Consider the following 25,336-nt stretch of genomic DNA (forward strand, 5'->3'; position numbering starts at 1 on the left):
AACCAATAAGGAGTCAATCATGGGCGATCTTGCGGGCAAAAAGGTCTTTATCACCGGGGCGGAACAGGGCATCGGCCGCGCCACCGCAGAGCGGCTGATCAAGGCCGGGTGCGACATCTATTTTCACTACCACAGCGACGAAAGCGGCCCCAAGGCGCTGGTGGCGCTGGCCCATTCACTCGGACAAAAGGCCGCCTACGGCTACGCCGATCTCATCGACACCGACGAAACGCTGCGCTGCGTCTCGGCCGGCGCCGAGTTTCTCGGCGGCATCGATATTCTGATCAATAACGTCGGCGGCATCGTCGGGCGCAAATGGCTGGGCGAGATCGATCGCGCCTTCTGGCAAACCGTGATCGACGTAAACATGACCACCATGCTGAACGTGACCCAGAGCGCGCTGCCGCACCTGAAGGCGGCGCCGAACGGCGCCAGCATCATCAACCTGGCCTCGCTGGCCGGCCGCGCCGGCGGGCACGCCGGCTCGCTGGTCTATTCCGCCACCAAGGGCGCGGTGCTCACCTGGACGCGCTCGCTGGCGGCGGAGCTGGGCGAGCACGGCATCCGGGTGAACGCGGTGGCGCCCGGCCTGATCCTCGGCACCCGCTTTCATAATCGCCATACCACCCAGGCATCGGCGGAGGAAACCGTTCGCAGCATCCCGCTGGGCCGCGCAGGCACGCCGGACGACGTGGCCCGCGCCATCGCCTTCCTGGCGGCGGAATACGACGGCTTCATCTCCGGCGCCACTCTCGACATCAACGGCGGCATCTTCCGCATGTAGTTCAGCTGCGGGCGGCACAGCCGCCCCCTATTCAGGAATCGCTTTATGATCAAATCCGCCATCACTCACCCGCCGCTGCTCGCCGCGCTGGCGCAATGCGGGCATAAAACCCAGGTGCTGATCGCCGACGGCAATTACGCCTGCGTGACGCACGCGCCGAAAGACGCCACCGTGGTCTATCTGAACCTGGCGCCCGGCACGCTCGCCGCCCCGCCAATCCTGGAAAAACTGCTGGCCTGCATCAACGTGGAAAGCGCGGCGCTGATGGCCTGCCCGCCGGACTTCACCAACACTATCGAAGCCGAATACCGGCAACTGCTGCCAGAACATTGCCCGATCGAGCACCTGCCGCGCGAGGCGTTTTACGCCGCGGTCAAATCGGATCGGACGCTGCTGGTGATCGCCTCCGGCGAACGGCGCCGCTTCGCCAATCTGCTGCTGACGGTGGCGCCGGTGGTGTGAAAGAGGTAGAGGGTGTGAGGGATAAAATGAGGGGGCCAGCCCCCTCATGCCGTTACAGGTCAGCGACCCACTTCTCCAGCTCCCCCGCACGTTCCGCATCGATATAACTGGTGGCCCAGCCAAACAGGTAAGCGAAGGCGAAAATGCCCACCGTCGACGACACCAGCGTCGGCGCGAAAAACGCGGCGATAGCGGAGAGCGTATACCCTGCGCCGATCGACAACCCGAGCGCTTCGAGCTGGTTGCGGAACGCTTTCCAGTTGCCGGTTGAGAAACCTTCAATCGCGGCGTTTACCAGATCCGCGCCCTTGAGCGCCCAGTCCACCCCGGTGAAGACCTTGCCCAATACCCGCGCATTGCGGGCATACTGTTCCGCATCGATCATTTTCAGCCAGGCGACAATCGCCGCTTTGTCCTGCGCCTTGAGCTTTTTATTCAGGCCCTTCGTCAATTGCTCGTAGGTTTTCTCCGCATCTTGCACGTTGCGGATATATTTTCCTTGAATTCCCGCTTCCAAATCCTTGGCGAGTTTGGCGTATTTCGCGCCGATCTTTTCCGCGATATCTTTATTGATACCTGCGGCCAGGCTGACGCCATCCTTGATGGCTTTTAATTCCGCATTTTGATATTCGACGAATTCCTTAACGATCGTTTTTACCGAGCCGGGCGATTTTACCGGCTTGCCGTTGGCATATTTCACCTCCATGGCATTCAGGTTATCCCCTCTCACCACGGCGATAAACGCGGGCCGGTTCTTATTGGCCTTATAGTAGAGGTTGTAGGTCGCCACTCCGTCTTGCTTTTCCACCTTCAAATGATGAAAACCGTAGTAACTCCCGGTCGTGCGGGTCGTCGAGAATTCGCCGGTTTTGCCGTTGCCATGCCAGCCGCTGACGGGCCGATCGCGATGCGAGTCTGTCACGAAACTGCCTAACGAAGAGGCGCCGATCTGCCCGGCATTCAGGCCATTGTTGCCGCCTTTGCCAGGGGGTGAGGGTTTGCGCGCATGGCCGGTTTCGATATCCCCGATCGCCACTGTCACCCCCTTGGCGTTGACCCCCATCACCAGCCCCCCCAGGCCAATGTGCTTCGCCTGATCGGCCGTCAAACCGGTGGCGGAAAGGCTCAGCGTGCCGGATGGGCTGACACTTTCAATATGCAATTTCGCATCCGGGTTAATTCTGCGCGCCGCCTTAATCACCGCCTCCAGCTTCATGCGCAGCGCCGGATCGTTTTGGATCGCCGCTATCTGTTGCTGTTCCGGGCTGTTGCCAACGCCGGCGCCGCCGCGATCGCGATCGCCGGAATGGCCTTTATCGCCGCCCCCCGGCTCAGGGCCCGTACCGCGTTCAGAACTCCAGTTAGTCCCATCTCCTTTACCACCATAATTAAATCCAGGCATATGCTTTCATCCTTATTTCGTTTTATTTTTAAGATGCCGATATTCTCGTTTAACGCGGATTGACACGCGCATTATCCCTATCGGCAAACCGTTTTTAGCTGCCCGTCATTTATAAAAAACCGCAGAAATAAGGACAACGGATGGCGGCTGTCTGGTCGGTGAAACAAATAGGATCGCGTCTGCATAACCTGAATATATCGCCGCGGGTCACGCCTGGATGGCTGCGACCTGTTCAGAAGTCATTGGCACACGCCATGAATTGCAATTACAATCATCGCACTTGCAACTTAAAGGGAATGCTCCGCATGTCGCCTCAACGTATAACAATGCCTGCCGCCTCCGCCAGGACCAGAACCCTGGCCGAAGCCTGTATCCGCAAGATGGCCTCCGTCAGCCAGAACGCCGGCGCGGCGCTTCCCTCTTCCACCGCCTGGACGGCGGAAGCCTTGAGCGAACTAAACGCCAGTGGCAACATCTGGCTCATCGACGGCAGAAGGCGCGCCGAACCGCCGAGCTCCCGCTACGCCACCGCCTGGCCGCTCTGGTTTGGCCATCAATCAGAACGTTATGAGAAACCGTTGTTTTACGTCGTCAACACCCCTTCGGTGGACATGCTCCGCGGGCTTGAGCCGGAAACCAATCGCAAGGGGATTTTCATCAGCGATGCGGATACCGGCAGTACCGACTTGCCGAAAGGCGTGCAGGCCTGGTTCCCGCTCCAGCTCACCGCCATGCCGGACTGGCTGCCTTTCGATCCGGCCAATGCCCGGGAAACCGGCGCGATACTCCATCACGCCCTGCACGCGCTCTATCTGGAGGGAACGAGAAAGATGGTGTATCTCGCGACCAACGCAGACAATGATGCCCCCGCTTCCGGTGAGCCGTTTGTCGCAGAGCAGGCGTTCAAGGGGATGTATCGTGTCGCGACGGCGGCGGACTCGCCGTTGCAGGTTCGCCTGTGCGGCGCAGGCAGAGCGCTCGCCCGCGTTCAGCAGGCGGCTGAGGTGTTGAAAAATTGGGGCATCGCGGCCGAAATCTGGAGCTGCCCCAGCTACACGCGGTTGGCGCAGGATGCCGAACTCGCCGACATGCAGCGCCAGGACAGCGGTGGCGAATGCCATCTGAAAACGTGTCTGGGCGCCGGGAATGCCCCCGTCGTCGCCGTCACCGACTATTCGCATCTGCTCGCCAACCAGCTCAAGCGGTTCATTCCCGCACGCTTTGCCGCGGTGGGTTCGGATTCTCGCACCCGGGGCGAAATTCACTATCCGCAGGCGGAATGGATTGCGCTATGCGCCCTCAAACTGCTGGCCGACGAGCAGAAAATTCCCTCGACGCTGATCGCCGATGCGCTGCGCGTTCTGCACATCACGCCCGATGCCTGATCACGCTCTGGCCAGCTGCATCGCGTTGTCCAACGCGTCGGAGAAGCGTGCGATCTCTTCTTCGCTGAACTGATTGAGAAAGTGGGTTTTGACCACCGCACGGTAGATCTCCCACATTTTTTTCCGCAGGGCCTTGCCTTCCTCGGTGATGGTGGCGAAGGAGGCCCGACGGTCGTCATCCGAACGAAAACGCGTGACCAGCCGCTCTTTTTCCAGGCGATCCATCAGGCGGGTCAGGTTATAACGCTCAATCACCAACACGTCCGCCAGTTCATGCATGCGGCGCGTGCCGTTTTCCCCGCTTTCCAATCCCCATAACACGTCATACCAGGCGTACGCCGGCAGCCCCGCCTCCGACAATTGCGTTTCTATCTTTTTGATGATTGCCCGGTGCGCGCGCACGAAGGAGAACCACAGGTCGGGTTGTTTATCTGTCATGTCAGTTTTCTCGTCAAAAGCGGTGAGTTGCAATTGCAATTGTAAAGGGATAGAGTGGCTTTCACCATTATTGCATTTGCAACTCTTGCATATGCAATTCAATAAATTCCTGTATCGCTCAGCGCCTTATCAGGTAAGTACATTTGGAGCTTTTATGAACCAACCCGCGGTAAAAGCAGATCTTGACCCACAAGAGACGGCTGAATGGCTTGAGGCATTTGAAGGCGTCGCCGACATCGACGGCCGTGAACGCGCGCATTTTTTGTTGGAAAGAATGGCCGAAGCCGATCAGCGAAAACACGGCGATTTCTTCAGCATGGTCACCACGCCGTACGTGAATACGATCCCGGTCTATAAGCAGCCGACGTATCCCGGCGATCTGGCCGCGGAAGCGCGCATCAATGCGTTTATTCGCTGGAACGCCATGGCGATGGTGCTGCGCGCCGGCAAACATTCCAACGTCGGCGGACACATCGCCACCTACCAGTCGGCCGCGGTGCTTTACGACGTGGGATTCACGCACTTTTTCCGCGGACGCACCGATGAGTTTGCCGGTGACATGGTGTATATCCAGGGTCACTCCGCCCCCGGCATTTACGGCCGCGCCTATCTCGAAGGCCGCATCGACGAGGAGCTGCTCGACAACTTTCGCCGCGAATCCGCGCGCCGCGGCCTTTCTTCCTATCCGCACCCCAGGCTGATGCCGGATTTCTGGCAATATCCCACCGTTTCGATGGGGCTGGGGCCGCTGACCGCCGCCTATCAGGCACGCTATATGCGCTATCTGGAATACCGCGGGTTGAAACCGCATCAGGGGAGAAAGGTGTGGGCGTTTCTCGGCGACGGCGAGATGGATCAACCGGAATCGCTGGCGGCAATTGCGCTGGGCGGGCGAGAAAAGCTCGATAACCTGATCTTCGTCGTGAACTGCAATCTGCAGCGGCTGGATGGTCCCGTGCGCGGCAACGGCAAGATCATTCAGGAACTGGAAGGCACCTTCAAAGCCGCCGGCTGGCAGGTGATCAAGGTGATCTGGGGCAGTGGCTGGGACAAACTCCTGCAAAAAGATCGCTCCGGGCTGCTGATGCAGCGCATGATGGAGTGCGTCGACGGCGATTACCAGACCTTCAAGTCGCAAAGCGGCGCCTATGTGCGGGAGCATTTCTTCGGCAAGTACCCGGAGTTGCTCGCGCTGGTCGCCGATCTGAGCGACGATGAGATCTGGGCGCTGCACCGCGGCGGCCACGATCCGCAAAAGGTGTACGCCGCCTACCATCAGGCGATGCATACCCCGGGCAGGCCGACGGTGGTATTGGCCAAAACGGTCAAAGGGTTCGGCATGGGAGAAGCCGGTGAAGGGCAGAACATCAACCATCAGCTGAAAAAAATGAGCCAGGATGCGGTGAAAGCCTTCCGCGATCGTTTGGGGTTGACGCTCCCCGATGCGCAGCTGGAAGCGATCCCTTATCTGAAGCCCGAGCCCGACAGCGCGGCGGCGAAGTACATCACCGCGACGCGCACCGCGCTGGGCGGCTACATCCCCGCCCGCTTCGGCCAATCCACCCCGCTGGCGATACCGGCGTTATCGCGCTTCGACAGTCTCCTTAAGGGCAGCGGCGAGCGCAACATGTCAACCACCATGGCCTTCGTCAATATCCTCGGTGCGCTGCTCAAAGACCCCAACATCGGCAAACTGATCGTGCCCATCGTGCCGGACGAGTCGCGCACGTTCGGCATGGAAGGCCTGTTCCGCCAGATTGGCATCCATTCCTGGCTCGGCCAGCTATATACCCCGCAGGATGCCGGGCAGCTCAGCTACTATAAAGAGGCCAAAGACGGCCAGATTTTGCAGGAAGGCATCAACGAATCCGGCGCGATATCGACCTGGATCGCCGCCGGCACCGCCTACAGCAACCACGATGTCGCGACGATCCCGTTCTATATCTTCTACTCCATGTTCGGGCTGCAGCGGGTGGGCGATCTCGCCTGGGCGGCGGCCGACGCGCGCACCAAGGGTTTCCTGCTCGGCGCCACCTCCGGCAGAACCACCCTGATGGGCGAAGGCTTGCAGCATGACGACGGCCACAGCCACGTGCTGTCTTCCGTGATCCCCAGCTGCGTCTCCTACGATCCGACCTATGCCTATGAACTCGCAGTGATTGTTCAGAGCGGCATGCGCAGGATGTTCGTTGAGCAAGAGGATATTTACTACTACATCACCTTGCTCAATGAGGGATACCCGCAGCCGCCGATGCCGGCGGGCGTAGAGGACGGGATTATCCAGGGGGCGTATTTGCTCAAACAGAGCGCAGCGACAACCCAAGAGAGCCCGCGCGCTCAGCTGGTCGCCAGCGGCGCCATCATGCGCGAGGCGCTGGCGGCGGCGGAGCTGTTGGCCGTGGACTTTGGCGTCGCCAGCGATATCTGGAGCGCCACCAGCCTGAGCGAGCTGCGCCGCAACGGCATGGCGGCCGAACGCTGGAACCTGCTGCATCCGGAAGATCCGCCGAAAGTCCCTTATATCCAAAGCCTGCTGGCGGCGCATCCCGGCCCGGTGGTGGTAGCGACGGACTATATGAAGATCGTCGGCGATCAGATCAAACCGTTCTTGCCCGACCGCACCTTTATCGCCTTGGGCACCGACGGCTTTGGCCGCTCGGACACCCGCGAGGCGCTGCGTGAGTTCTTCGAGGTCAACCGCCATTTCATCGCGCTCGCCGCGTTGAAACTGCTGGCAGACGAAGGCCGTATCGCCCGCAGCGAGGTCAACCGCGCCATGGCGCTGTACGGCATCGCCCCCAATAAGCCGGATCCGGCGGCGGCGAAGTAACGCATAGCCTACCCACGCCGCCGGTTATCACCCGCGGCGTTTTTCTTCCTTCGATTCGGCAGCGCGCGGCGCCCGCTCCCCCAGCCGCACCACGGGAATGTCCGCCAGCCGGGTGGTGTAAGCCGGCGACAGCATGTCGCGCTTCATTTGCCACGGCTTGACGATCCCCTGCCCGGCGAACCACACGCGCCCGCGCCCTTCCTGATTCAGGCGATCGAGGGTCGCCATCAGGCGCTCGCTGTTGCGGCGCGGCGGGCAGTCGTCGAACAGGTCGATCTGCGCCATGGCGGCGGCGCTGAAATCCCCCAGCATCACGCCGCCCTTCAGATAACGCCGCCCCTCCTGCCAAATGCTCTCCAGCGCACGTACCGCCATGGCGATGATGTCGCGGCTGTCGTTGCTCGGCGTTTGCAGCCGGGCGGTGCCCATATTGCTGTAATAGCCTTCGCCCGCCGAATGCGGGCTGGTTTTGATAAACACCGACACGTTGCGGCAATAGCGCTTTTCCTGTCGCAGCTTTTCGGCGGCGCGTTCGGCATAGCTGCAGATCGCCTCGCGCATGTGCGGGTAGTGCGTCAACCGCTGGCCGAACGAGCGGGAACAGATGATCTGCTCTTTCGCCGCCGCCTCATCTTCCCATTGCAGGCATGACTCGCCGCGCAGCTCACGTATCGTGCGCTCCAGCACCACGCTGAAGGTTTTACGCGCCAGCCGGGTATCGCAGTCCGCCAGCTGCAGCGCGGTGTGAATGCCCATCGCCTGCAGCTGGCGCGTCAGGCGGCGGCCCACGCCCCACACTTCTTCCACCGGAAGCAACGCCAGCAGTTTGCGCTGGCGCGCCGGATCGGATAAATCCACCACGCCGCCGGTGCCGCGCCATTTCTTGGCCGCGAAGTTAGCCAGCTTGGCCAGCGTTTTGCTCGGCGCAATGCCGACCCCGACCGTCAAATGCAGCTCGCGCCGGATGCGATCGCGCACCCGCTGGCCGAACGGTTCCAGCGCCTCGCAGCGCGCCACGCCGTCCAGCCGCAGAAAGGCTTCGTCCAGTGAATAGATCTCCACCGCCGGCGCCATCTCCTCCAGCGTGTCCATCACCCGGCGGGACATATCGGCGTACAGCGCGTAGTTGGAGGAGAACACCGCGACGTTGCGACGGCGCATCTCCTCTTTGATCTTGAAATAAGGCGCGCCCATCGGCACGCCCAGCGCCTTCGCCTCGGCGCTGCGGGCGATCACGCAGCCGTCGTTGTTGGACAACACAATCACCGGCCGCCCCCGCAGGTCGGGCCGGAAAATGGTCTCGCAGGAAGCGTAGAAGCTGTTGACGTCTACCAGGGCGAACATGGCTACAGCGCCGCGTAGACGATAAAGGTCACCACGCCGAAAATCTCCAGCTGCGCTTCGTCGTCGAACACGATGGGCGCGTAGGCGGGATTCATCGGCAACAGCCGCACGTCGGGGTGGCACTGCAGCTTTTTGACGGTGAATTCACCGTCCACCGCAGCGATCACGATATTGCCATGCTCCGGCGTCAGGGCGCTGTCGACAATCAGCAGATCGCCGTCCCGAATGTTGCCGTCGATCATCGATTCGCCGCTGGCGCGCACGAAATAGGTGGCGTTGGGGTGCCGCACCAGCAGCTTGCCGATGTCCAGCCGGCCTTCGACATAGTCCTGCGCCGGGGAAGGAAAGCCGCAGGCCACGCGATCGGCAAACAGCGGTAACGTTAGGGGTTCACCTGGTGAAAAAGCATACAACCTTGAATTGCTCAGCATAATCATAACCAAACTGTATATTTATACAGTTAAGCATAAACAAAACGCGAACGCGTGCAACCCCCAATCCCCCTGCGGATCGCGCTTTCCCGCGTAATATAATAATTTTCTGAGCGATTTTTCCTGCAGCTTTTGGCGTTCTTCACGTGTGTTTGCACACATGATATCCACCAAAACTGTGGATAATGCGGCACTCAGACCGTTGGCGTATCGATGGGCAGGATGAGTGAGGGATTGTCATTGCGAACGGCGCCGACGGCGGGCGATACCGGTTGCCAGACGAAATCCTCTGCCTGCAGGCTGTACACGTCAGCCTGCATTTGACCAGAGGGCGGGACTAAGCGGGAGTCGAGCCAGTCGCGCGCGGCCGTCGGTCTCTGCTGCGTACAGCGCCGCAAAGAACAGCGGCAGGCCTTGCCTCAGCAAGAGCCCACGGGAGGAACGGCGGACGGCCTTACAAAATGACGCCAATAAAATTGCGACTGGCAATGGCATCAATGGGACGGCCAGAGACGAAAGTCAGTACGTTATGCCAGGAGCTTGGGATAACCCGACAAACGCTGTACCGCCACATTTCCCCTGATGGTCCACTGCGAGCTGACGGTATAAAGCTGCTCAACCGGGGATAATTTTAGCGGACGGAAAAATCTGGGGTTCCGGCGTAGAACCCCGAATAAGGAATAATCCTTAATTCATTTCAGGATTATTAATTCCATCTAAAATCTCTCGGCAATATTCTTTTTTATAAGCTTCATCATTACTTAATGACTTAACCAAAAAATCAGCATTTTTCCAACCATTATCCCAATGCGTATCGAATCCTGACTGTTCATACTTTAATGTTCTAGTTAATGAGTCTTTTATTTGTTTTTTATATTTATCAATTTTCTCATTGGTTGCCCCGCAAACATCATGTGCAACACGAGCATTTGAGCCAGAAAAACCTATTGCTGAAATTGCCATCGCTTCATTTGATTTGTCGAAATCATTCGCATATGCCACAGCATTAGATAAAGCGAATATGACAAGAGCAGGTATGATTTTTTTGTATGAAATCATCTTTCACCTCTAACTCATTGATTGTTCATGGGGTCAGTTTGGATATCGAAAATTATTGTACATTAAGGCTGCTTTTTAATCAGTCTCAACTTCTTTATAGAAGGCCTGAATGCGACAAACTTGGGAAGTACTGTAGCCTGTCGCGTCTGCTGTTTCTCGGATGCTCAGTTTCTTAATCTGTCGGTAGTGCCTGATCCATCCTGCTCGCTCCATCTCACCGCTGGCGCGCACGAATAAGTGGCATTAGGATGCCGCACCAGCAGTTTGCCGATATCCAGCCGGCTCTCGACATAGTCCTGCGCCGAGGAGGGAAAACCGCAGGCCACGCGATCGGCAAACAGCGGTAACGTCAGGGGCTCACCTGGTGAAAAAGCATACAACCTTGAATTGCTCAGCATAATCATAACCAAACTGTATATTTATACAGTAAAGCATAAACAAAACGCGAACGCGTGCAACCCCCTATCCCCCTGCGGATCGCGCTTTGTCGCGTAATATAATAATTTTCTGAGCGATTTTTTTTTACGCCTGCTAAGTGTTTCACTGCCCCTTGCACACACGTTATCCACCAAAACTGTGGATAACCTGCAGGGCGTGATTCCCTACGCGAGCGGGATCAGAATCCTGTATAATCCCCACACCTGCTAATAAGAATTCATCCTCGTCGGCGCCTCGTCACCGACGGTCACGAGAACGTTATGAACAAGCACCTACTCCTCGCAGAAACCGACGACATCGAACAGGCCTGCCTGTCTCGCCATGCGGTCTGGCAGCGCACCGATCTGGCTCAGGCGCAGCAGGATTGGCTGGCGGAAGAAGTGCCGGTCGCACTGGTGTACAACGGCATTTCCCACGTGGTGATGATGGCGACGCCAAAAGATCTGGCGGCCTTCGCCATCGGTTTTTCGCTGTCCGAAGGCATCATCACCTCTCCCGACGATATCTACGACATCCGTCAACAACCGGCCTGCAACGGCATTGAAGTGCATGTAGAGCTCTCGAGCCGCCGCTTTATGCAGCTGAAAGAGAAGCGCCGCAGCCTGGCCGGCCGCACCGGCTGCGGCGTCTGCGGGGTCGAGCAGCTGCAGGAGGTTGCTCAGCCCATCGCACCGCTGCCCTTCACCCAACGTTTCGATTTGGCCCAACTCGACCGGGCGTTGGCTCAACTGCAGGAAGTGCAAACGGTGGGAAAACTGACCGGCTGCACCCATGCGGCGGCCTGGATCCAGCCGGACGGCGCACTCAGCGGCGGATGTGAAGACGTCGGCCGCCATGTGGCGCTCGACAAACTGCTGGGTTACCGCAGCCAACAGGCCTGGTCGCAAGGGGCGGCGCTGGTCTCGAGCCGCGCAAGCTATGAAATGGTGCAAAAGTCCGCCATGTGCGGCGTCGAGATCCTGTTCGCCGTCTCCGCCGCCACCCGTCTGGCGGTGGAAGTGGCCGAGCGCAGCAACCTGACGCTGGTGGGCTTCAGCAAACCGGGGCGCGCCACCGTCTATACGCACCCGCAACGGCTCTGGCAATCGACAACGGCGGCATAGCGCCGCCGGATAAGAATCGACTATTCTCAATAGCAGGACACCAGGAAGCACCCACGTTATGATAATTCGCCCGCACCAGAACTGGTTTTTTCGCCTGTTCGCCTGGCACGGTTCCGTGCTGTCAAAAATTACCTTTCGCCTGTCGCTGAACGTGCTGATGTCGATAGTGGCGGTGATCAGCTACCAATGGTACGAACAGCTCGGCGTGCATTTGACCATCGCGCCGTTCAGCCTGTTGGGCATCGCCATCGCCATTTTTCTCGGCTTTCGCAATAACGCCGGCTACAGCCGCTTTGTCGAAGCGCGCAACCTGTGGGGCTCGCTGCTGATTACCGAACGCACCCTGCTGCGCCAGATCAAAAGCCTGCTGCCGGACGAACCGGCGGTGCAGCAAAAGGTCGCCAAGCTGCTGATCGCTTTTAGCTGGAGCCTGAAGCATCAGCTGCGCGGCACCGACCCCACCGCCGATCTGTACCACAATCTCACCGGCAACGAGCTGGCCGAGGTGATCGCCAGCCCGATGCCGACCAACCGCATCCTGCTGATGCTGGGCCAGGAAATCGGCAAATTGCGCCGTCAGGGCCTGCTGAGCGACATCACCTTCGGGCTGATCGACGATAAGCTGAGCGAACTGTCTCACACCCTCGGCGGCTGCGAACGGCTCGCCAGCACCCCGGTGCCGTTCGCCTATACCCTGATCCTGCAGCGCACCGTTTACCTGTTCTGCAGCCTGTTGCCTTTTGCCCTGGTGACCGATCTGCATTACATGACACCGTTTGTTTCGGTGTTCATTTCCTATACCTTCTTATCCTGGGACTCACTGGCCGAAGAGCTGGAGGATCCGTTCGGCGTGTCGGCCAACCATCTGCCGTTAAACGCCATTTGCAACACCATCGAGCGCAACCTGCTGGAAATGAACGACCAAAGCCCGCTGCCACCGCCGATGAAACCCGACGAGCACTTTAATTTGATCTGATCTATTTCACCCGAACACACTGGAGCCGAATGCAATGAATGCAAATAACACCCCGCCGCAAGCCGTATTCACGCCGGTCACGCGCCATGCCATTTTCATCGTCGCCACCCTGTCGCCCGTTCCCGCCCATCTGGCGGCGGTGCGCGCCTGGTGCGGCGATATCGCCGCCGTGGTACGTTCGGTCGGCAAACGCGCGCCGGCGGGCAATCTCACCTGCGTCTGCGGCTTCGGCTCCGAGGCCTGGGATACGCTGTTCGGCGCGCCGCGCCCTCGCCAGCTGCATCCGTTCAGCCCGATCGGCAGCGGGGAGCGCGTTGCGGTCGCCACGCCTGGCGACATCCTGCTGCACATCCGCGCCGATGAAATGGATCTGTGTTTTGAACTGGCCTCTCAGTTGACCGCCAAGCTCGGCGACGCCGTGACGGTGATCGAGGAGGTGCACGGCTTCCGTTATTTCGATCAGCGCGCCATGATCGGCTTCGTCGACGGTACGGAGAACCCGGAGGGGCACGAAGCCTTCGACTACACGGTGATCGGCGACGAAGACGCGGCGTTCAGCGGCGGCAGCTATGTGCTGGTGCAGAAATACCTGCACGATATGCAGGGCTGGAATTCGCTCAGCGTGGAAACGCAGGAGAAGATCATCGGCCGCCATAAACAGTCCAACATCGAGCTGGATGAAGCGGTCAAACCGTCGTCGTCGCACAGTTCGTTGACCACCATCACCGACGAGCAAGGCAACGAGGTGAAAATTCTGCGCGACAACATGCCGTTCGGCCGCCCCGGCCTGCGCGAGTTCGGCACCTACTTTATCGGCTATGCGCGCTCCCCGCAGCCGATCGAGCAGATGCTGGAAAACATGTTTATCGGCCGCCCGGCCGGCAACTACGATCGGCTGCTCGATTTTAGCCACGCGGTGACCGGCACCCTGTTCTTCGTGCCTTCTGCCCCGCTGCTGGAAGCGCTGGCCGATCGCAGCGGCGCCGAACTGCACTGATTGGATGAAATGCGGGGCCGCAGCGATTAGCCGTTGGTTATCCTGTGGCCCTGCGCATCAATCACCGGCTCCCCGTCCTCTTTGCTGAAGGCGCCGCGCTGCGGATCCGGCAGAATCTCCAACACCACCTCCGACGGACGGCACAAACGCGTGCCGAGCGGGGTCACCACAATGGGGCGGTTGATCAGGATCGGCTGTTGCAGCATGAAATCGATCAGTTGATCATCGCGCCAGCCGGCTTCGTCCAGCTTCAGCTCGGCGTAAGGCTCGACGTTTTTGCGCAGCAACGCGCGCGGCGTCATGCCCATTTCGTCCAGCAACGCAATCAATCGTTCGCGGCTTGGCGGCGTTTCCAGATACAAAACCACCTCTGGCTCAACGCCGCTGTTGCGGATCAACGCCAACGTATTGCGCGACGTGCCGCAGGCCGGGTTATGGTAAATCTTGATGTCGCTCATGACGGTTTCTCCGGTCAGGGCAAAACGGACAACCGCAATGCCAGCGCGGCCAGGGTGACAAACAAAATCGGTAACGTCATCACCAGCCCCACGCGGAAATAATAGCCCCAGGTAATGACGATGTTCTTTTGTGCCAACACATGCAGCCACAGTAACGTCGCCAGGCTGCCAATCGGGGTAATTTTGGGGCCGAGATCGCTGCCGATAACGTTAGCGTAAATCATCGCCTGTTTGATGACGCCTTCCGCACTGCTGCCGTCGATAGACAACGCCCCCACCAATACCGTCGGCATGTTATTCATGATGGAAGAGAGAAATGCGCTCAGGAAACCGGTGCCAAACGTCGCCGCCCACAGCCCCTGCCGTGCCAACGCGTCCAGCACACCGGAAAGCCAATCGGTCAAACCGGCGTTGCGCAACCCGTAGATCACCAGATACATGCCCAGTGAGAAAATGACGATCTGCCAGGGCGCCCCGCGCAACACTTTACCGGTATCGATCGCTCGCCCGCGTTTCGCCACCGCCAGCAAAACCAGGGCGCCGCAAGCGGCGACCAAACTGACGGGCACGCCGAGCGGCTCCAGGGCGAAAAAACCCATCAACAACAGCGCCAATACGGCCCAGCCGGTCCGAAACGTCGTGCGATCGCGAATCGCTTCCCGTGGCACCGGTAAACGCGTCAATGCGTAGCGCTGCGGAATATCCTTGCGGAAGAACAGATGCAACATCACCAGCGTCGCCGCGACGGCGGCAAGGTTGACCGGCACCATCACCGCCGCATACTCCGTAAAGCCCAGCCGGAAGAAATCCGCTGAAACGATATTTACCAGGTTGGACACCACCAGCGGCAGGCTGGCAGTATCGGCGATAAAGCCCGCCGCCATGACGAAAGCCAGCACGGCAGCAGGACGAAAACCGAGCGCCGACAGCATGGCGATCACGATCGGCGTCAGAATCAACGCGGCGCCGTCGTTCGCGAACAACGCTGCCACTACAGCCCCTAGCAGCAACATGTAGGTAAACAGCCATCGACCTTTGCCGTTGCCCCAACGTGCGACATGCAAGGCGGTCCAGGTGAAGAAGCCGCTTTCATCCAGCAGCAGGCTAATGATGATGACGGCGATGAAGGTCGCGGTCGCATTCCAGACTATCTGCCACACCACGGGAATATCACCGACGTGCACCACGCCGCTCACTAATGCCAATCCCGCCCCGATCGACGCACTCCAACCGATGCCCAGCCCTTTCGGTTGCCAAATCACCAAAATCAACGTCAGAATAAAGATTGTCCCTGCCACTATCATCGTCGCCTCGCTGCTTCTTCAAGTTTACATATATGTTTTTCCGGATATGTTAAGGCAAATTTTTTATCGTTACGGGCAACCTTTCGCCGCGCGTTGCGCCAATTCCATCATCTGTTCTGATCGGCACTGATAAGCCTGCTCAATAATAGCCGCCGCCCAGGCCGGCATATGCGGCGACAGGCGATAATGTATCCACTTGCCATCGCGCCGATCGAGCAACAGCCCGCTTTCACGCAGCATCGCCAGATGTCTTGATATTTTTGGCTGCGGCAGCGCCAGTGCGCCCGACAGCTCGCACACGCACAGCTCGCCGGCGTGGCGCAGCACCAGCACCAGCGTCAGACGCGTCTCACCCGACAAGTTTTTAAACAGCTTCAGCGGCGTCAATGACGTCATGTCGCACTCCCGTTAACCTTTATCTGCTCGACAAATCGCTCGTGAAAATATCACCTTCATATTCGAAAAAGCAAATATAAAACGCAAGGCGTTATCCCCAGCCCAACAACTTATACTTATCTTACGCTGTTTTTATGGGAAGGAGGCGCCATGCCGCTCACATTCAAACCGTCGGAAAGACTCTCCATCGGCACCGAAATAGAGCTGCAGCTGGTCGATGACGAGCACTACGATCTTACGGATCGGGCTGACCGGGTGGTCAGCGCGGTCGGCGACCGCCGACGCGTCAAACATGAGCTCACCAAGTCGATGGTGGAACTGAACAGCTCGGTGCACCGCGATCTCGATGCGCTGCACGCCGAGCTGCGCGCCCTGACCGATACCGTCCGGCGCAGCGCACGGAGCCTGGGCTGTGACGTCTGCGGCGGCGGCCGCCACCTGAGCAACGACTGGCGCAAGCAGGTCATCAGCGACAACGCGCGCTACAGGCAGCTGGCCAGCCGTTTTGGCTATCTCTCCAAGCTGGCCTGCGTATTCGGCCAACACATCCACCTCGGCGTCAACGACGGAGACGAGGCGATGTACCTGTGCCATGCGCTGACGCCCTATTTTCCGCAGCTGATCGCGCTCAGCGCTTCGTCACCGCTGTACCAGGGCGTCGATACGCGCTTTGCCAGCTCCCGTTTCAGCGCACAGAATTCTTTCCCCAATTACGGCTGCCTGGAACACATCTACAGCTGGCGCGAATTCAACGCCTACTATGACCGGCTGCATGCCGCCGGCGTCATCGACAGCGTCAAGGATATTTACTGGGATGCGCGGCCGAAACCGGAGCTGGGCACGGTAGAGATCCGCATCTGCGATACGCCGCTGCGCCTCGCGCACGCCACGCTGCTGGTCGGTTACTGCCGTCTGCTGGCCGATTTTCTGTTGCAACACCGCACACCGATCGCGCCGGAGTACGATGCCTTCACCAACTACAACAAGATCAACGCCTATCGCAGCGGTTTCGCCGCCGAATATGTCGATCCCGCCACGCTGCGCCGCTGCAGCCTGACCGCACATATCCTGCACACCCTCGACTCGCTGAGCGGCTTCGCCGAGCGGCAGGAGGATCGGGCCGTGCTGCAGGCGGTCGAGCGCCATGTGCGCCGGGGCATCAGCGATGCGGAGCATATCCGCCAGATGTTGCACAACGGCCTGCCGCAAACCCAGGTCATCAAACGCCTGTGCGATGAGCTGTTGCAACCGGCAAGTTAAGTTTCGGCTATCGATTCCATACGCCAAAGCGGCTGTTCATTATGTGCTCTTTCGCTACAATCGTGAGCACTGACATTCACCGTATCGAGGACACTATGTACAATTTCTCCCGCTATCAGGCAAAAGAACTGGCGCTGGCTTACATGAGCGGCAAAAAGCACGATCTGTCGCCGCAGGAGTTTTTGCAGCAGTTGAAAAGCAGCGAAAGATCGTTTGAGCACCTGCTGAAACACGGCAGTGAAATGCCGCGTGACGTGCTGGTCAAAAGCTTCTGAACGGCCGGTCGCCGGCCTCTTTCCGTCTACGCCGCCGGTGGCGGGCCTGACAGGTCCGCGCATTCCCGGCCGTCTCTCTCCCTTTCTCTTCGCCCCCGACGTTTCGCCTCCACCGACCAAAACCCAGAAAATTCGCCTTTAGAGACGAATTATTGACATATTCGTATTCAGGTGCGAATTTATAGTCATCCTCCATCCACAACGGATCACGCCATGCCGACGCCAATCAGCGTAATCAGCGGCGATCTGGTCGATTCTCGCCGGTCAGACACCGTCAACTACCTCAACGGGCTGCACAGCCTGCTCGATCGGCTGCAGCGCGACGGGCGGCTGCGCCAGGTGGAAATCTTTCGCGGCGATGCCTTCCAGGCGCAGGCCGCGCCGGAGGACGGGCTGTTGCTGGCGGTGTATATTCGCACTGCGCTACGGGCGATGGGCGCCGCGCACTGGGATGCGCGCATCGCCGTCGGGCTGGGTAGCCAACGGCCCGACGCCGCCGGTTACGGCAGCGCCTTTATCAACTCCGGCAGCGCGCTGGACGCCATGACGAAAAATTGCCGCCTGGCTCTGAAAACCGACAACGATCGGACAAACGCCATTGTCAGCGATCTGCTGCCGATGTTAGATCATGTCATTGGCCGCTTGTCGCAGACCGAAGCGCGCATCGTCCAGGCGAGAATGTTCGCCGACAGCGGCGCGGCCGTAGCCGAGCAGCTGCAAAAAGCCGCTTCCACGGTCTCCGCCACGCTCAAACGCGCAGCCTATGAGGAGATCATGCGGTTTATTCACGCCATTAACAGGATCGTCTGACTATGGATCTGACCTATGCGCCTTTACTGGCCTGGCTGTTGATCGTCCATCTGCTGGCGGATTTTCCACTGCAGCCGCTGAGTTGGGTGGAAGATAAAATCCAACATCGCGCGCGTTCGCGTTTTCTGCTGTTGCACGCGTTGCTGCATGGGGTGCTGGCCGCCTGGGTGGTGGCCGGTTTCGGCCTGCTGCACGGCGGACTGTCTTCACTGCAGGTGCTGGTCAGCCTGCTGGTTATCGCCGTCAGCCACTACCTGATCGATTTGCTGAAAGTCACCGCCATGATCCGCCTGAGCCCGGCCCGCAGCTTTCTGCTCGATCAGGGATTGCATCTGGCGGTGATCGCCTTGCTGTGGCTGGGGCTGACGCCGAATGCCGGTGAACTGCTCGCGGCGTTGGGACGGCAACTGGGGAGTTGGCAAACCGGCCTGGTGCTGGTGGCCTACAGCCTGATTTATCTGCCGATGAGCCTGCTGATTGGGCAACTGCTGGCGCGCTGGACGCCGCAAATGCCGCCTTCGGCCAAGGCCGACAACGATTCGCTGCTGCGCGCGGGCAAACAGATTGGCTATCTGGAAAGAACGCTGATCCTGACCTTTGTGCTGCTGGGGCAAATTCCGGCGATCGGTTTTTTGCTGGCGGCCAAATCTATCTTCCGTTTCGGCGATCTGCGCCAAAGTGACGATAAGATGCGTACCGAGTATGTGCTGCTCGGCACGCTGTTTTCCTTCACGCTGACCATCATGCTCGGCCTGCTGGTCAACAAACTGCTGTAGCGGTGCGGGGGCGAAGAATTTCGCCCCCGAAGTGAACGCCGAGGCGGCTTAGAGCCACTCGCCGAAGCGGCGGATATAGAAACGCTTCATCAACTGTGCGACCACGCAGTAGCTGACCAGCGTAGCGGCCAACCACGGGAAGTATTCCCACGGCAGCGGCTGCAAGCCAACCAGGGCGCCGAGCGGCGAGAACGGAATGTAGATGCCGAGCGCCATCACCAACCCGGTGGTCAGCAAGACCGGCAGCGCCGCCGTGCTCTGAATGAACGGGATCTTCTGGGTGCGCAACATATGCACCACCAGCGTTTGCGACAGCAGCCCCTCAATGAACCAGCCGGACTGGAACAGCGCCTGGTGTTCCACGCTGTTGGCGGCGAACACGTACCACATCAGCGCATACGTCGTGATATCGAAGATTGACGAGGTCGGCCCAATCCACAGCATAAAGCGCCCGATGTTTTTGGAGTCCCACTTGCGCGGTTTGCGCAGAAACTCTTTGTCCATCTTGTCCCACGGCAGCGACAGCTGAGAAATGTCGTACATCAGGTTCTGAATCAACAGGTGGATCGCCAGCATCGGCAGGAACGGGATGAAGGCGCTGGCCACCAGCACCGAGAACACGTTGCCGAAGTTGGAGCTGGCGGTCATGTTCAGGTACTTGATGATATTGCCGAAGGTCTCGCGCCCTTTGATTACCCCCTCTTCCAGCACCATCAGGTTCTTTTCCAACAGGATGATGTCCGCCGACTCCTTGGCGATATCGGTACCGGTGTCGACCGAGATGCCGACGTCGGCGTCGCGCAGCGCCGGCGCATCGTTGATGCCGTCGCCGAGGAAGCCGACGGTATGGCCGTTGGCCTGCAGCATTTTCAGCACCCGCGATTTTTGCAACGGCGTCAGCTTGGTGAAGACCGTGCGCTGTTCCACTTCGCGCGCCAGCTCTTCGTCATCCATCTGTTCAATCTGCAGCCCGGAGAGCGGTTCACCCGGCTCCAGACCAACGTCGCGACAAATCTTACAGGTGATCACCGGGTTATCGCCGGTCAACACCTTCACCGTCACACCGTTTTCCTGCAGCGCGGCGATCGCCTGCTGTGCGCTCTCCTTCGGCGGGTCGAGGAAGGTCAGCAGCCCTTGCACCACCATGTCGCGCTCGTCGGCCACGCTCAGCGGTTCGGCCGGGCGTTGCGCGTCCAGCTCGCGCGTCGCCAGCACCAGCACGCGGAAACCGTCTTCGTTATATTCGCGGGCCAGCGCCTGCAGCGCCGCACGGCGCGCGTCGTCCAGCACCAGCGTCTGATCGCCTTCGCGCACGTGGGTGGCGATCTCCAGCATCTCCTCCACCGCGCCCTTACAGATCAGCTGCTGGCGACCATTCTCATCCGCCACCACGATCGACAAACGGCGGCGCACGAAATCGAACGGCAGCTCATCCACCTTGCTGAAACGCCCCAGGGCTTCAATCCCCGGTTTGCCGCGGCCAAAGCGGATCACCGCCTGATCCATCAGGTTCTTCATGCCGCTCTGATGGAAGCTGTTCAACCAGGCCAGGTGCAGCACCTCGTTATCTCTGGCGCCGTTGACGTCGATGTGGTGCTCGAGAATGATGCGGTCCTGGGTCAGCGTGCCGGTCTTGTCGGTGCAAAGCACGTCCATGGCGCCAAAGTTCTGAATGGCGTTCAGACGCTTCACCACCACCTTGCGACGCGACATGGCGATCGCCCCTTTCGCCAGGTTGGAGCTGACGATCATCGGCAGCATTTCCGGCGTCAGGCCGACCGCCACCGCCAGCGCGAACAGCGCCGCTTCGCTCCAGTCGCCTTTGGTGAAGCCGTTGATCAGCAACACCACCGGCACCATCACCAGCATGAAGCGAATCAACAGCCAGCTGACGCTGTTCACCCCGCGATCGAACGCAGTCTGCGCCCGTGTCCCGACGATCGATTTGGCCAACGAGCCGAAGTAGGTGCGCCCGCCGGTCGCCACCACCACCGCCGTAGCGGTACCGCTGGCGACGTTGGTGCCCATCAGACAGATGTTGGAGAGCTCAAGCAGCGCGTTCTCGCTGGACACTTCCCCTTCGCTCGACTTCTGCGCCACGTTGCCCATCGCATCGTATTTCTCGATAGGGATCGCCTCGCCGGTCAAAATCGCCTGGCTGATGAACAGATCGCGCGAGGCGATAAGACGCACGTCGGCCGGCACCATGTCACCGGCGGAGAGCTGGATGATATCCCCCGGCACCAGTTCGCGGATCGGCACTTCCAGCGTCAGCGGATGCGCGCTGTAGCTGCTGCGGCGCAGCACCGTGGCGGTAGTGCGCACCATCGATTTCAGCGCTTCCGCCGCTTTGTTGGTGCGGTATTCCTGCCAGAAACGCAGCAGCCCGCTCAGCGTGACCATGGTCAGGATGATAATGACGCCGGTGAGTTCAGTTTCTTCACCGCTCTGGAGCGGCAGCCAATAATCGGTAAAGAAACTGATCGCAGCCAGCACCATCAGCACGAAGATAAACGGGTTGTTGAAGGCCTTGATCAGCTGGATCAAGGCATGCGGCGCCTTGTCATGGGCGACCTGGTTGGCGCCGAACTGCTCCAGCCGCTCATCGGCGTCGTCCTGGGTCAAGCCGTTGCGGTTGCACTTCAGGTTCGCCAGCGTTTGAGCGATGCTGTTGGTGGCCTCTTGCGCAATGGCGTAGGTCACCGCGTCTTTATCACGGCGACGCGTTCTTTCATTAATCTGAGTCATAACGCTATTCTCTTATTTTAGTTCTGCGCACAGCGAAGCCCCGCCCGATAAACAGGTGACTATGCGCAGCTTGGAATTTTTTATTAGCGTGACTAAATGGCGGAATTACCCTGTCAGCCACGCTGGGATCATTTTCCTTCCGGGGTCATCGTCCATAACGCCTCCTTAATGTTCAGCGTTATTCAAGGCGTGCATGAATAAACCTGAACATATAATCAAGTTAATCAATATTTATATCATTAATCAGACCGGTAATTCGGACGCGACGCGCCAGCGAACGGCACTCACGCTTTTTTCCAGACTGACGCGGCAGACAATACCTTCGATTTCTTTTTGCGCGGCCGGCGTAGCGGTAATTTCCGCGCACACTTCCAATTGCCCCGGGCTCGAAATATCGGCGCTGCGCAAGGATTGCAGCCGCAAGGCGACGCCGTTCAGCGCCTGCAGGATCAGGGTGCGCACCAGAATTTCGTCCTGCTCGCCGCAGGTCACCTGAATGCGATAGCACAGTTCCAGATCGGTCGCCTGCTGATGCGGCTGCAGATTGATGCGCTGCGCGGCTTCGCGCAGCAGGATATTGGCGCACAGGATCACCAGCGTAGCGACCACCGCATCCCAATGCTGGCCCAGGCCGCACAGTACGCCGATCCCCGCCGAACACCACAGCGTGGCGGCGGTATTGAGGCCGCGAATATTAAGCCCTTCACGCATGATCACGCCGGCGCCGAGGAAGCCGATACCGGATACGATCTGCGCCGCCACGCGGCCGGCGCTGGCCGGATCGGTGGACATGGAGCTGAGAATAAAGACCGCCGCGCCGGTCGCCACCAGCGCATTGGTGCGCAGGCCGGCCATGCGTTGGCGCCACTGGCGTTCGGCGCCAATGACCGCGCCCAGGCACATCGCCAGCAATAAATTCAAAACGAAAGGAGTCATAGCCATGACTGTCCCCTTAATTAACCGCAGGAGATAAAATCATGTGCTGTTTAGCACACGCGAAATCGCGCTGAAAATAAATCAGCGAATCAGCGTGCTGTGCCTGGAGGGAAAAGGCTGTGGCTGCAGAATACCATAATAACGTCCAACTCAATTCACCTGAAACCGTCAGGCATCAGGAAACGTTTCTTATTCGGGTATGCACAGCTCAGAAATAACTGGAGAGGGGTGCTGCCCGCCGATAACGGCAAGCAACAAATCAGAAGAGAATTGGTCAGCTTGCCTTATTTGTTTTATTACAACTACAACTGTCCAATTGGGTTTCTCCACTGAAATTTTGGCTGAGTATAGTGACGTCGGGTAATGAAGTAAAGGCTAATTTATTAAACGAAAAATAAACTGGAATACGGCGTTTATATTTCGATGTCACAAATAGAAGATGGCGACATTGGGCGACAGTGCGCTTATCGGTAAACTGCCCTCTTTCATCTTCCAAGGACGCCCCTGATGAAACAACGGTTTTCCCCGCTCGCGCTGGCGCTGCTCATCAGTTTTCCCGCCGATGCCTTACTGCTGCAGCAAGGCGACGTGCAATTTGAACTCGACCCTGCCACGCTGCATATCGCCGCAGGCCCGGTGCCGATCAATCTGGCGCAGCCTGCGCAGCAGGTAACGGATCTTACCGCAACGCCACGACGCGCCAGCTGGCGATGGCCGCAACGCGCAATCAACGTCAGCGCCCGTCTGGAAGGCGGCGATCTGCGCCTGAGCTTCAGCAGCGATCGGCCGCAAACCCTGAACTGGTATCATATGCCGCAGGGGGAAACGCTGCTGTTGCCGATCGGCGAAGGCAGCCGCATCCCGCTGGACAACGCGGTCTGGCGTCATTACCTGACGACGGAAATGACGCCGCTGGATACCAACTGGGATCTGAAACTGCCGCTGTGGAGCCTGCAACACCAGGGTAAGGTCTACAGCTGGCTGATGTTGACGCCGTTCAGTAACCAGATAGCCTTCGCCACCGCGCAGGAAAAGCTGGCGATGCGCGCCAGCCACCAATTCAATCGCTTCAATCAACAACAGGCATTCGAGGTGCTGCTGCACGTCGGCAACGCCCCGCTGTCCGGCGCCCGCCGTTACCGCGACTATCTGCAACAAAACGGCCGGTTCAGCAGCCTGCGCGAGAAGATCAAGCAGGCGCCCGAAGGCGAAAAGCTGATCGGCGCTACCCATATCTATCTGTGGGGCGACCAATTGCTGGCGGCGGAAGATGTCAAGGATTGGCCGGGATTACTGCACTACTTCGCCTCTCCCGCCGCCGAAGCGCTGCGGCAGAAGATGGACGCCGAGAGCAGAAGCTTGCTGCTGCGGCTGGCGGGAAAAACGCCGGAGGGCTGGCAACAACAGCCCCTGATCGACGGCATCAACCGGGCGTTGACGGCGCAGTTCGCGCTTGGCGCGACGCCGGATGACGCCAACTTTCTGCAGGCGCAACAGCGCCAGGCCGCCGCAGTGCGGGCGCTGGCGCAACGGGAGCTGGGACGCTGGTTAACCCCAGCGGACGGTTGGGGGCAAGGGTTGGCCAAACCGTTGATCGACGCGCTGCGCCAGGCCGGTTTGCCGCGCCTGTGGTTGGGCACCGATAACTGGACCGCCGCCTTCCTGCACCCGCAAGCGGTAGCCGCCGCCAAAGCGGCCGGTTATCTGATCGCCAGCTACGACTCCTACGATACCGCCATCGCGCGCGGCGTCAACGACAGCTGGCTCACCGCGCAGTTGCCGACGACGCTGCGGGAATCCTGCGCCATCGTGCGTGCAGACGGCAGCAGGAAACCCGGCTTCGGTAAACAGGGTTATTACCTCAATCCAGGCTGTGTCCTGCCCTATTCTCAACAGCGCATGCGCGAACTGGTGCAATTGGCCGGGTTGAACAGCCTGTTTCTCGATGTGGACGGCACCGGCATGGTGTCCGACGACTATCAGCCCGACCACCCAACCGGCGCGGCGCAGATGGCCGAAGCCCGCAACGCCCGGCTCGCCTGGTTCAGCGCCACCCTTAAGTTGCCGCTGGGCTCAGAGGATGGCAACGCAGTGACCGCGCGCAGCCTGATGTTCGCCCACGGCATGGAAACCTGGGGATTCGGCTGGGGAGATAAACAGATGAATCAGGATAAATCCTCGCCCTATTATCTCGGCGCTTGGTGGCCCAACGCCCAACCGGCGTTTTTCTTCCGCCCCGCCAAAGTGAAACAGCCCTACCGTACCGTCGAATTCGATCCGCGTTACCGCCTGCCGCTGTATCAGGCCGTTTTCCACGATGCTATCGTCAGCAGCCACCACTGGAATTACGACAATCTGAAGTTCAGCGACGTTCAGACCACCCGCAGCCTGCTCAGCCAGCTGTACAACACCGCGCCGATGTTCCACCTGAGCCGCACCACTCTGGCGGCGCGCTTACCGGCGATAAAACGCGCCGATGCCGCCTTCCGGCCGCTGCATCAAGCCTTGTGGGATAAAGCGTTAACCGACTTCCGCTGGCTCGATCGGGACGGCTGGGTGCAACAGACGACGTTCAGCGACGGATCGACCCTGACCGCCAATTTCAGCGCGCAACCTTTCGGCGGCGTGGCGCCCCACAGCGTACGCGCCAAACTGGCCGACGGCCGCACTCTCGACGTCGCACCTTAGCAAGGCCGCCGACAGTGGGCTACGCTAGGCTATATT

The 25,336-nt window shown here is 59.4% G+C and carries 22 protein-coding genes and 3 pseudogenes; 12 read left to right on the forward strand and 13 right to left on the reverse strand.

Features of this window, described 5'->3' with window-relative positions; genetic code table 11:
* The first annotated feature begins 19 nt into the window (after positions 1–19).
* Positions 20–784: an SDR family NAD(P)-dependent oxidoreductase gene (locus ACP3TA_RS20990; RefSeq protein ID WP_033643571.1), complete on the forward strand. Its 765-nt coding sequence runs from the start codon at positions 20–22 to the stop codon at positions 782–784.
* 45 nt (positions 785–829) lie between these two features.
* Complete coding sequence (locus tag ACP3TA_RS20995; protein WP_033643572.1) at positions 830–1,246, forward strand: RbsD/FucU domain-containing protein; 417 nt, start codon at positions 830–832, stop codon at positions 1,244–1,246.
* Positions 1,247–1,298: 52 nt separating this feature from the next.
* Here the strand turns inward: ACP3TA_RS20995 and ACP3TA_RS21000 are convergent, their stop codons facing one another.
* Positions 1,299–2,648 carry a colicin-like pore-forming protein gene (locus tag ACP3TA_RS21000; protein WP_060660564.1) on the reverse strand — a complete coding sequence of 450 codons (1,350 nt, stop codon included), beginning with the start codon at positions 2,646–2,648 and terminating at the stop codon, positions 1,299–1,301.
* A gap of 305 nt (positions 2,649–2,953) precedes the next feature.
* Here ACP3TA_RS21000 and ACP3TA_RS21005 point away from each other — a divergent pair, with 305 nt between their 5' ends.
* Positions 2,954–4,033 carry a transketolase-like TK C-terminal-containing protein gene (locus ACP3TA_RS21005; RefSeq protein WP_089191954.1) on the forward strand — a complete coding sequence of 360 codons (1,080 nt, stop codon included), beginning with the start codon at positions 2,954–2,956 and terminating at the stop codon, positions 4,031–4,033.
* Here ACP3TA_RS21005 and ACP3TA_RS21010 read toward each other — a convergent pair whose 3' ends face one another.
* The gene (locus ACP3TA_RS21010) at positions 4,034–4,471 is read right to left on the reverse strand and encodes a MarR family winged helix-turn-helix transcriptional regulator (protein WP_033643576.1); all 438 of its coding nucleotides are present in this window, start codon (positions 4,469–4,471) and stop codon (positions 4,034–4,036) included.
* Between the two features lie 154 nt (positions 4,472–4,625).
* On the opposite strand from ACP3TA_RS21010, the gene aceE reads away from it, so the two are divergent.
* Positions 4,626–7,301: a pyruvate dehydrogenase (acetyl-transferring), homodimeric type gene (gene aceE / locus ACP3TA_RS21015; protein WP_101452873.1), complete on the forward strand. Its 2,676-nt coding sequence runs from the start codon at positions 4,626–4,628 to the stop codon at positions 7,299–7,301.
* Positions 7,302–7,328: 27 nt separating this feature from the next.
* Here the strand turns inward: aceE and umuC are convergent, their stop codons facing one another.
* From umuC to ACP3TA_RS21045, 6 genes and pseudogenes are all read right to left on the reverse strand, one after another.
* Positions 7,329–8,645, reverse strand: a complete 1,317-nt coding sequence (gene umuC / locus ACP3TA_RS21020; protein ID WP_033643578.1) for a translesion error-prone DNA polymerase V subunit UmuC — start codon at positions 8,643–8,645, stop codon at positions 7,329–7,331.
* Positions 8,646–8,647: 2 nt separating this feature from the next.
* The gene (gene umuD, locus ACP3TA_RS21025; protein WP_033643579.1) at positions 8,648–9,082 is read right to left on the reverse strand and encodes a translesion error-prone DNA polymerase V autoproteolytic subunit; all 435 of its coding nucleotides are present in this window, start codon (positions 9,080–9,082) and stop codon (positions 8,648–8,650) included.
* 188 nt (positions 9,083–9,270) lie between these two features.
* Positions 9,271–9,450 (reverse strand): annotated as a pseudogene (locus tag ACP3TA_RS21030) (SOS response-associated peptidase family protein); the annotation flags it as partial.
* A 313-nt stretch (positions 9,451–9,763) separates the two neighbouring features.
* A complete protein-coding gene (locus tag ACP3TA_RS21035) occupies positions 9,764–10,135 on the reverse strand; it encodes a hypothetical protein (RefSeq protein WP_206196315.1) in 372 nt (123 codons plus the stop codon).
* Positions 10,136–10,210: 75 nt separating this feature from the next.
* Positions 10,211–10,324, reverse strand: a pseudogene (locus ACP3TA_RS21040) (resolvase); the annotation flags it as partial.
* Between the two features lie 24 nt (positions 10,325–10,348).
* Positions 10,349–10,539: pseudogene (locus ACP3TA_RS21045) on the reverse strand (DNA polymerase V); the annotation flags it as partial.
* Positions 10,540–10,833: 294 nt separating this feature from the next.
* On the opposite strand from ACP3TA_RS21045, the gene fdhD reads away from it, so the two are divergent.
* The 3 genes from fdhD to ACP3TA_RS21060 are packed head-to-tail and all read left to right on the forward strand — an operon-like array spanning position 10,834 to position 13,649.
* A complete protein-coding gene (fdhD, locus tag ACP3TA_RS21050; RefSeq protein WP_033650829.1) occupies positions 10,834–11,676 on the forward strand; it encodes a formate dehydrogenase accessory sulfurtransferase FdhD in 843 nt (280 codons plus the stop codon).
* A gap of 58 nt (positions 11,677–11,734) precedes the next feature.
* Positions 11,735–12,652, forward strand: coding sequence for a bestrophin family protein (locus ACP3TA_RS21055; RefSeq protein ID WP_033643582.1), 918 nt, complete (start codon positions 11,735–11,737; stop codon positions 12,650–12,652).
* Positions 12,653–12,686: 34 nt separating this feature from the next.
* Complete coding sequence (locus ACP3TA_RS21060; protein ID WP_033643584.1) at positions 12,687–13,649, forward strand: Dyp-type peroxidase; 963 nt, start codon at positions 12,687–12,689, stop codon at positions 13,647–13,649.
* A gap of 26 nt (positions 13,650–13,675) precedes the next feature.
* On the opposite strand, the gene arsC is transcribed toward ACP3TA_RS21060, so the two are convergent.
* The 3 genes from arsC to ACP3TA_RS21075 all read right to left on the reverse strand — a co-directional run bounded on the left by arsC (position 13,676) and on the right by ACP3TA_RS21075 (position 15,807).
* Entirely contained in the window at positions 13,676–14,107 is a 432-nt protein-coding gene (arsC, locus tag ACP3TA_RS21065) for a glutaredoxin-dependent arsenate reductase (protein ID WP_069100616.1), read from the reverse strand.
* A 14-nt stretch (positions 14,108–14,121) separates the two neighbouring features.
* On the reverse strand, positions 14,122–15,411 hold the full coding sequence (locus ACP3TA_RS21070) for an arsenic transporter (protein ID WP_042784908.1): 1,290 nt from the start codon (positions 15,409–15,411) through the stop codon (positions 14,122–14,124).
* A 69-nt stretch (positions 15,412–15,480) separates the two neighbouring features.
* On the reverse strand, positions 15,481–15,807 hold the full coding sequence (locus ACP3TA_RS21075; RefSeq protein ID WP_122016279.1) for a metalloregulator ArsR/SmtB family transcription factor: 327 nt from the start codon (positions 15,805–15,807) through the stop codon (positions 15,481–15,483).
* Positions 15,808–15,957: 150 nt separating this feature from the next.
* Here ACP3TA_RS21075 and ACP3TA_RS21080 point away from each other — a divergent pair, with 150 nt between their 5' ends.
* The 4 genes from ACP3TA_RS21080 (at position 15,958) to ACP3TA_RS21095 (ending at position 18,928) form a co-directional block, all read left to right on the forward strand.
* On the forward strand, positions 15,958–17,067 hold the full coding sequence (locus ACP3TA_RS21080) for a YbdK family carboxylate-amine ligase (protein ID WP_206196314.1): 1,110 nt from the start codon (positions 15,958–15,960) through the stop codon (positions 17,065–17,067).
* A gap of 95 nt (positions 17,068–17,162) precedes the next feature.
* Entirely contained in the window at positions 17,163–17,342 is a 180-nt protein-coding gene (locus ACP3TA_RS21085) for a hypothetical protein (protein WP_004935085.1), read from the forward strand.
* 213 nt (positions 17,343–17,555) lie between these two features.
* Positions 17,556–18,152: a hypothetical protein gene (locus tag ACP3TA_RS21090; protein WP_046687361.1), complete on the forward strand. Its 597-nt coding sequence runs from the start codon at positions 17,556–17,558 to the stop codon at positions 18,150–18,152.
* Positions 18,153–18,154: 2 nt separating this feature from the next.
* The gene (locus tag ACP3TA_RS21095; RefSeq protein ID WP_033650823.1) at positions 18,155–18,928 is read left to right on the forward strand and encodes a DUF3307 domain-containing protein; all 774 of its coding nucleotides are present in this window, start codon (positions 18,155–18,157) and stop codon (positions 18,926–18,928) included.
* A gap of 48 nt (positions 18,929–18,976) precedes the next feature.
* Here ACP3TA_RS21095 and mgtA read toward each other — a convergent pair whose 3' ends face one another.
* On the reverse strand, positions 18,977–21,676 hold the full coding sequence (mgtA, locus tag ACP3TA_RS21100) for a magnesium-translocating P-type ATPase (RefSeq protein ID WP_122003951.1): 2,700 nt from the start codon (positions 21,674–21,676) through the stop codon (positions 18,977–18,979).
* 243 nt (positions 21,677–21,919) lie between these two features.
* On the reverse strand, positions 21,920–22,618 hold the full coding sequence (locus tag ACP3TA_RS21105; protein WP_025303346.1) for an MgtC family protein: 699 nt from the start codon (positions 22,616–22,618) through the stop codon (positions 21,920–21,922).
* Positions 22,619–23,119: 501 nt separating this feature from the next.
* On the opposite strand from ACP3TA_RS21105, the gene ACP3TA_RS21110 reads away from it, so the two are divergent.
* Entirely contained in the window at positions 23,120–25,300 is a 2,181-nt protein-coding gene (locus ACP3TA_RS21110; RefSeq protein WP_206196313.1) for a glycoside hydrolase, read from the forward strand.
* The last annotated feature ends 36 nt before the right edge of the window (positions 25,301–25,336 follow it).

The organism is Serratia sp. 2C06 (assembly GCF_050037615.1).
GTDB classification, from domain to species: domain Bacteria; phylum Pseudomonadota; class Gammaproteobacteria; order Enterobacterales; family Enterobacteriaceae; genus Serratia; species Serratia ureilytica.

Excerpts from the sequence above, each read along its gene's own strand:
- ACP3TA_RS20990 (WP_033643571.1), top strand. The coding sequence starts at position 20 with ATGGGCGATCTTGCGGGCAAAAAGGTCTTTATCACCGGGGCGGAACAG.
- ACP3TA_RS20995 (WP_033643572.1), top strand. The coding sequence starts at position 830 with ATGATCAAATCCGCCATCACTCACCCGCCGCTGCTCGCCGCGCTGGCG.
- ACP3TA_RS21000 (WP_060660564.1), bottom strand. The coding sequence starts at position 2,648 with ATGCCTGGATTTAATTATGGTGGTAAAGGAGATGGGACTAACTGGAGT.
- ACP3TA_RS21005 (WP_089191954.1), top strand. The coding sequence starts at position 2,954 with ATGTCGCCTCAACGTATAACAATGCCTGCCGCCTCCGCCAGGACCAGA.
- ACP3TA_RS21010 (WP_033643576.1), bottom strand. The coding sequence starts at position 4,471 with ATGACAGATAAACAACCCGACCTGTGGTTCTCCTTCGTGCGCGCGCAC.
- aceE (WP_101452873.1), top strand. The coding sequence starts at position 4,626 with ATGAACCAACCCGCGGTAAAAGCAGATCTTGACCCACAAGAGACGGCT.
- umuC (WP_033643578.1), bottom strand. The coding sequence starts at position 8,645 with ATGTTCGCCCTGGTAGACGTCAACAGCTTCTACGCTTCCTGCGAGACC.
- umuD (WP_033643579.1), bottom strand. The coding sequence starts at position 9,082 with ATGATTATGCTGAGCAATTCAAGGTTGTATGCTTTTTCACCAGGTGAA.
- ACP3TA_RS21035 (WP_206196315.1), bottom strand. The coding sequence starts at position 10,135 with ATGATTTCATACAAAAAAATCATACCTGCTCTTGTCATATTCGCTTTA.
- fdhD (WP_033650829.1), top strand. The coding sequence starts at position 10,834 with ATGAACAAGCACCTACTCCTCGCAGAAACCGACGACATCGAACAGGCC.
- ACP3TA_RS21055 (WP_033643582.1), top strand. The coding sequence starts at position 11,735 with ATGATAATTCGCCCGCACCAGAACTGGTTTTTTCGCCTGTTCGCCTGG.
- ACP3TA_RS21060 (WP_033643584.1), top strand. The coding sequence starts at position 12,687 with ATGAATGCAAATAACACCCCGCCGCAAGCCGTATTCACGCCGGTCACG.
- arsC (WP_069100616.1), bottom strand. The coding sequence starts at position 14,107 with ATGAGCGACATCAAGATTTACCATAACCCGGCCTGCGGCACGTCGCGC.
- ACP3TA_RS21070 (WP_042784908.1), bottom strand. The coding sequence starts at position 15,411 with ATGATAGTGGCAGGGACAATCTTTATTCTGACGTTGATTTTGGTGATT.
- ACP3TA_RS21075 (WP_122016279.1), bottom strand. The coding sequence starts at position 15,807 with ATGACGTCATTGACGCCGCTGAAGCTGTTTAAAAACTTGTCGGGTGAG.
- ACP3TA_RS21080 (WP_206196314.1), top strand. The coding sequence starts at position 15,958 with ATGCCGCTCACATTCAAACCGTCGGAAAGACTCTCCATCGGCACCGAA.
- ACP3TA_RS21085 (WP_004935085.1), top strand. The coding sequence starts at position 17,163 with ATGTACAATTTCTCCCGCTATCAGGCAAAAGAACTGGCGCTGGCTTAC.
- ACP3TA_RS21090 (WP_046687361.1), top strand. The coding sequence starts at position 17,556 with ATGCCGACGCCAATCAGCGTAATCAGCGGCGATCTGGTCGATTCTCGC.
- ACP3TA_RS21095 (WP_033650823.1), top strand. The coding sequence starts at position 18,155 with ATGGATCTGACCTATGCGCCTTTACTGGCCTGGCTGTTGATCGTCCAT.
- mgtA (WP_122003951.1), bottom strand. The coding sequence starts at position 21,676 with ATGACTCAGATTAATGAAAGAACGCGTCGCCGTGATAAAGACGCGGTG.
- ACP3TA_RS21105 (WP_025303346.1), bottom strand. The coding sequence starts at position 22,618 with ATGGCTATGACTCCTTTCGTTTTGAATTTATTGCTGGCGATGTGCCTG.
- ACP3TA_RS21110 (WP_206196313.1), top strand. The coding sequence starts at position 23,120 with ATGAAACAACGGTTTTCCCCGCTCGCGCTGGCGCTGCTCATCAGTTTT.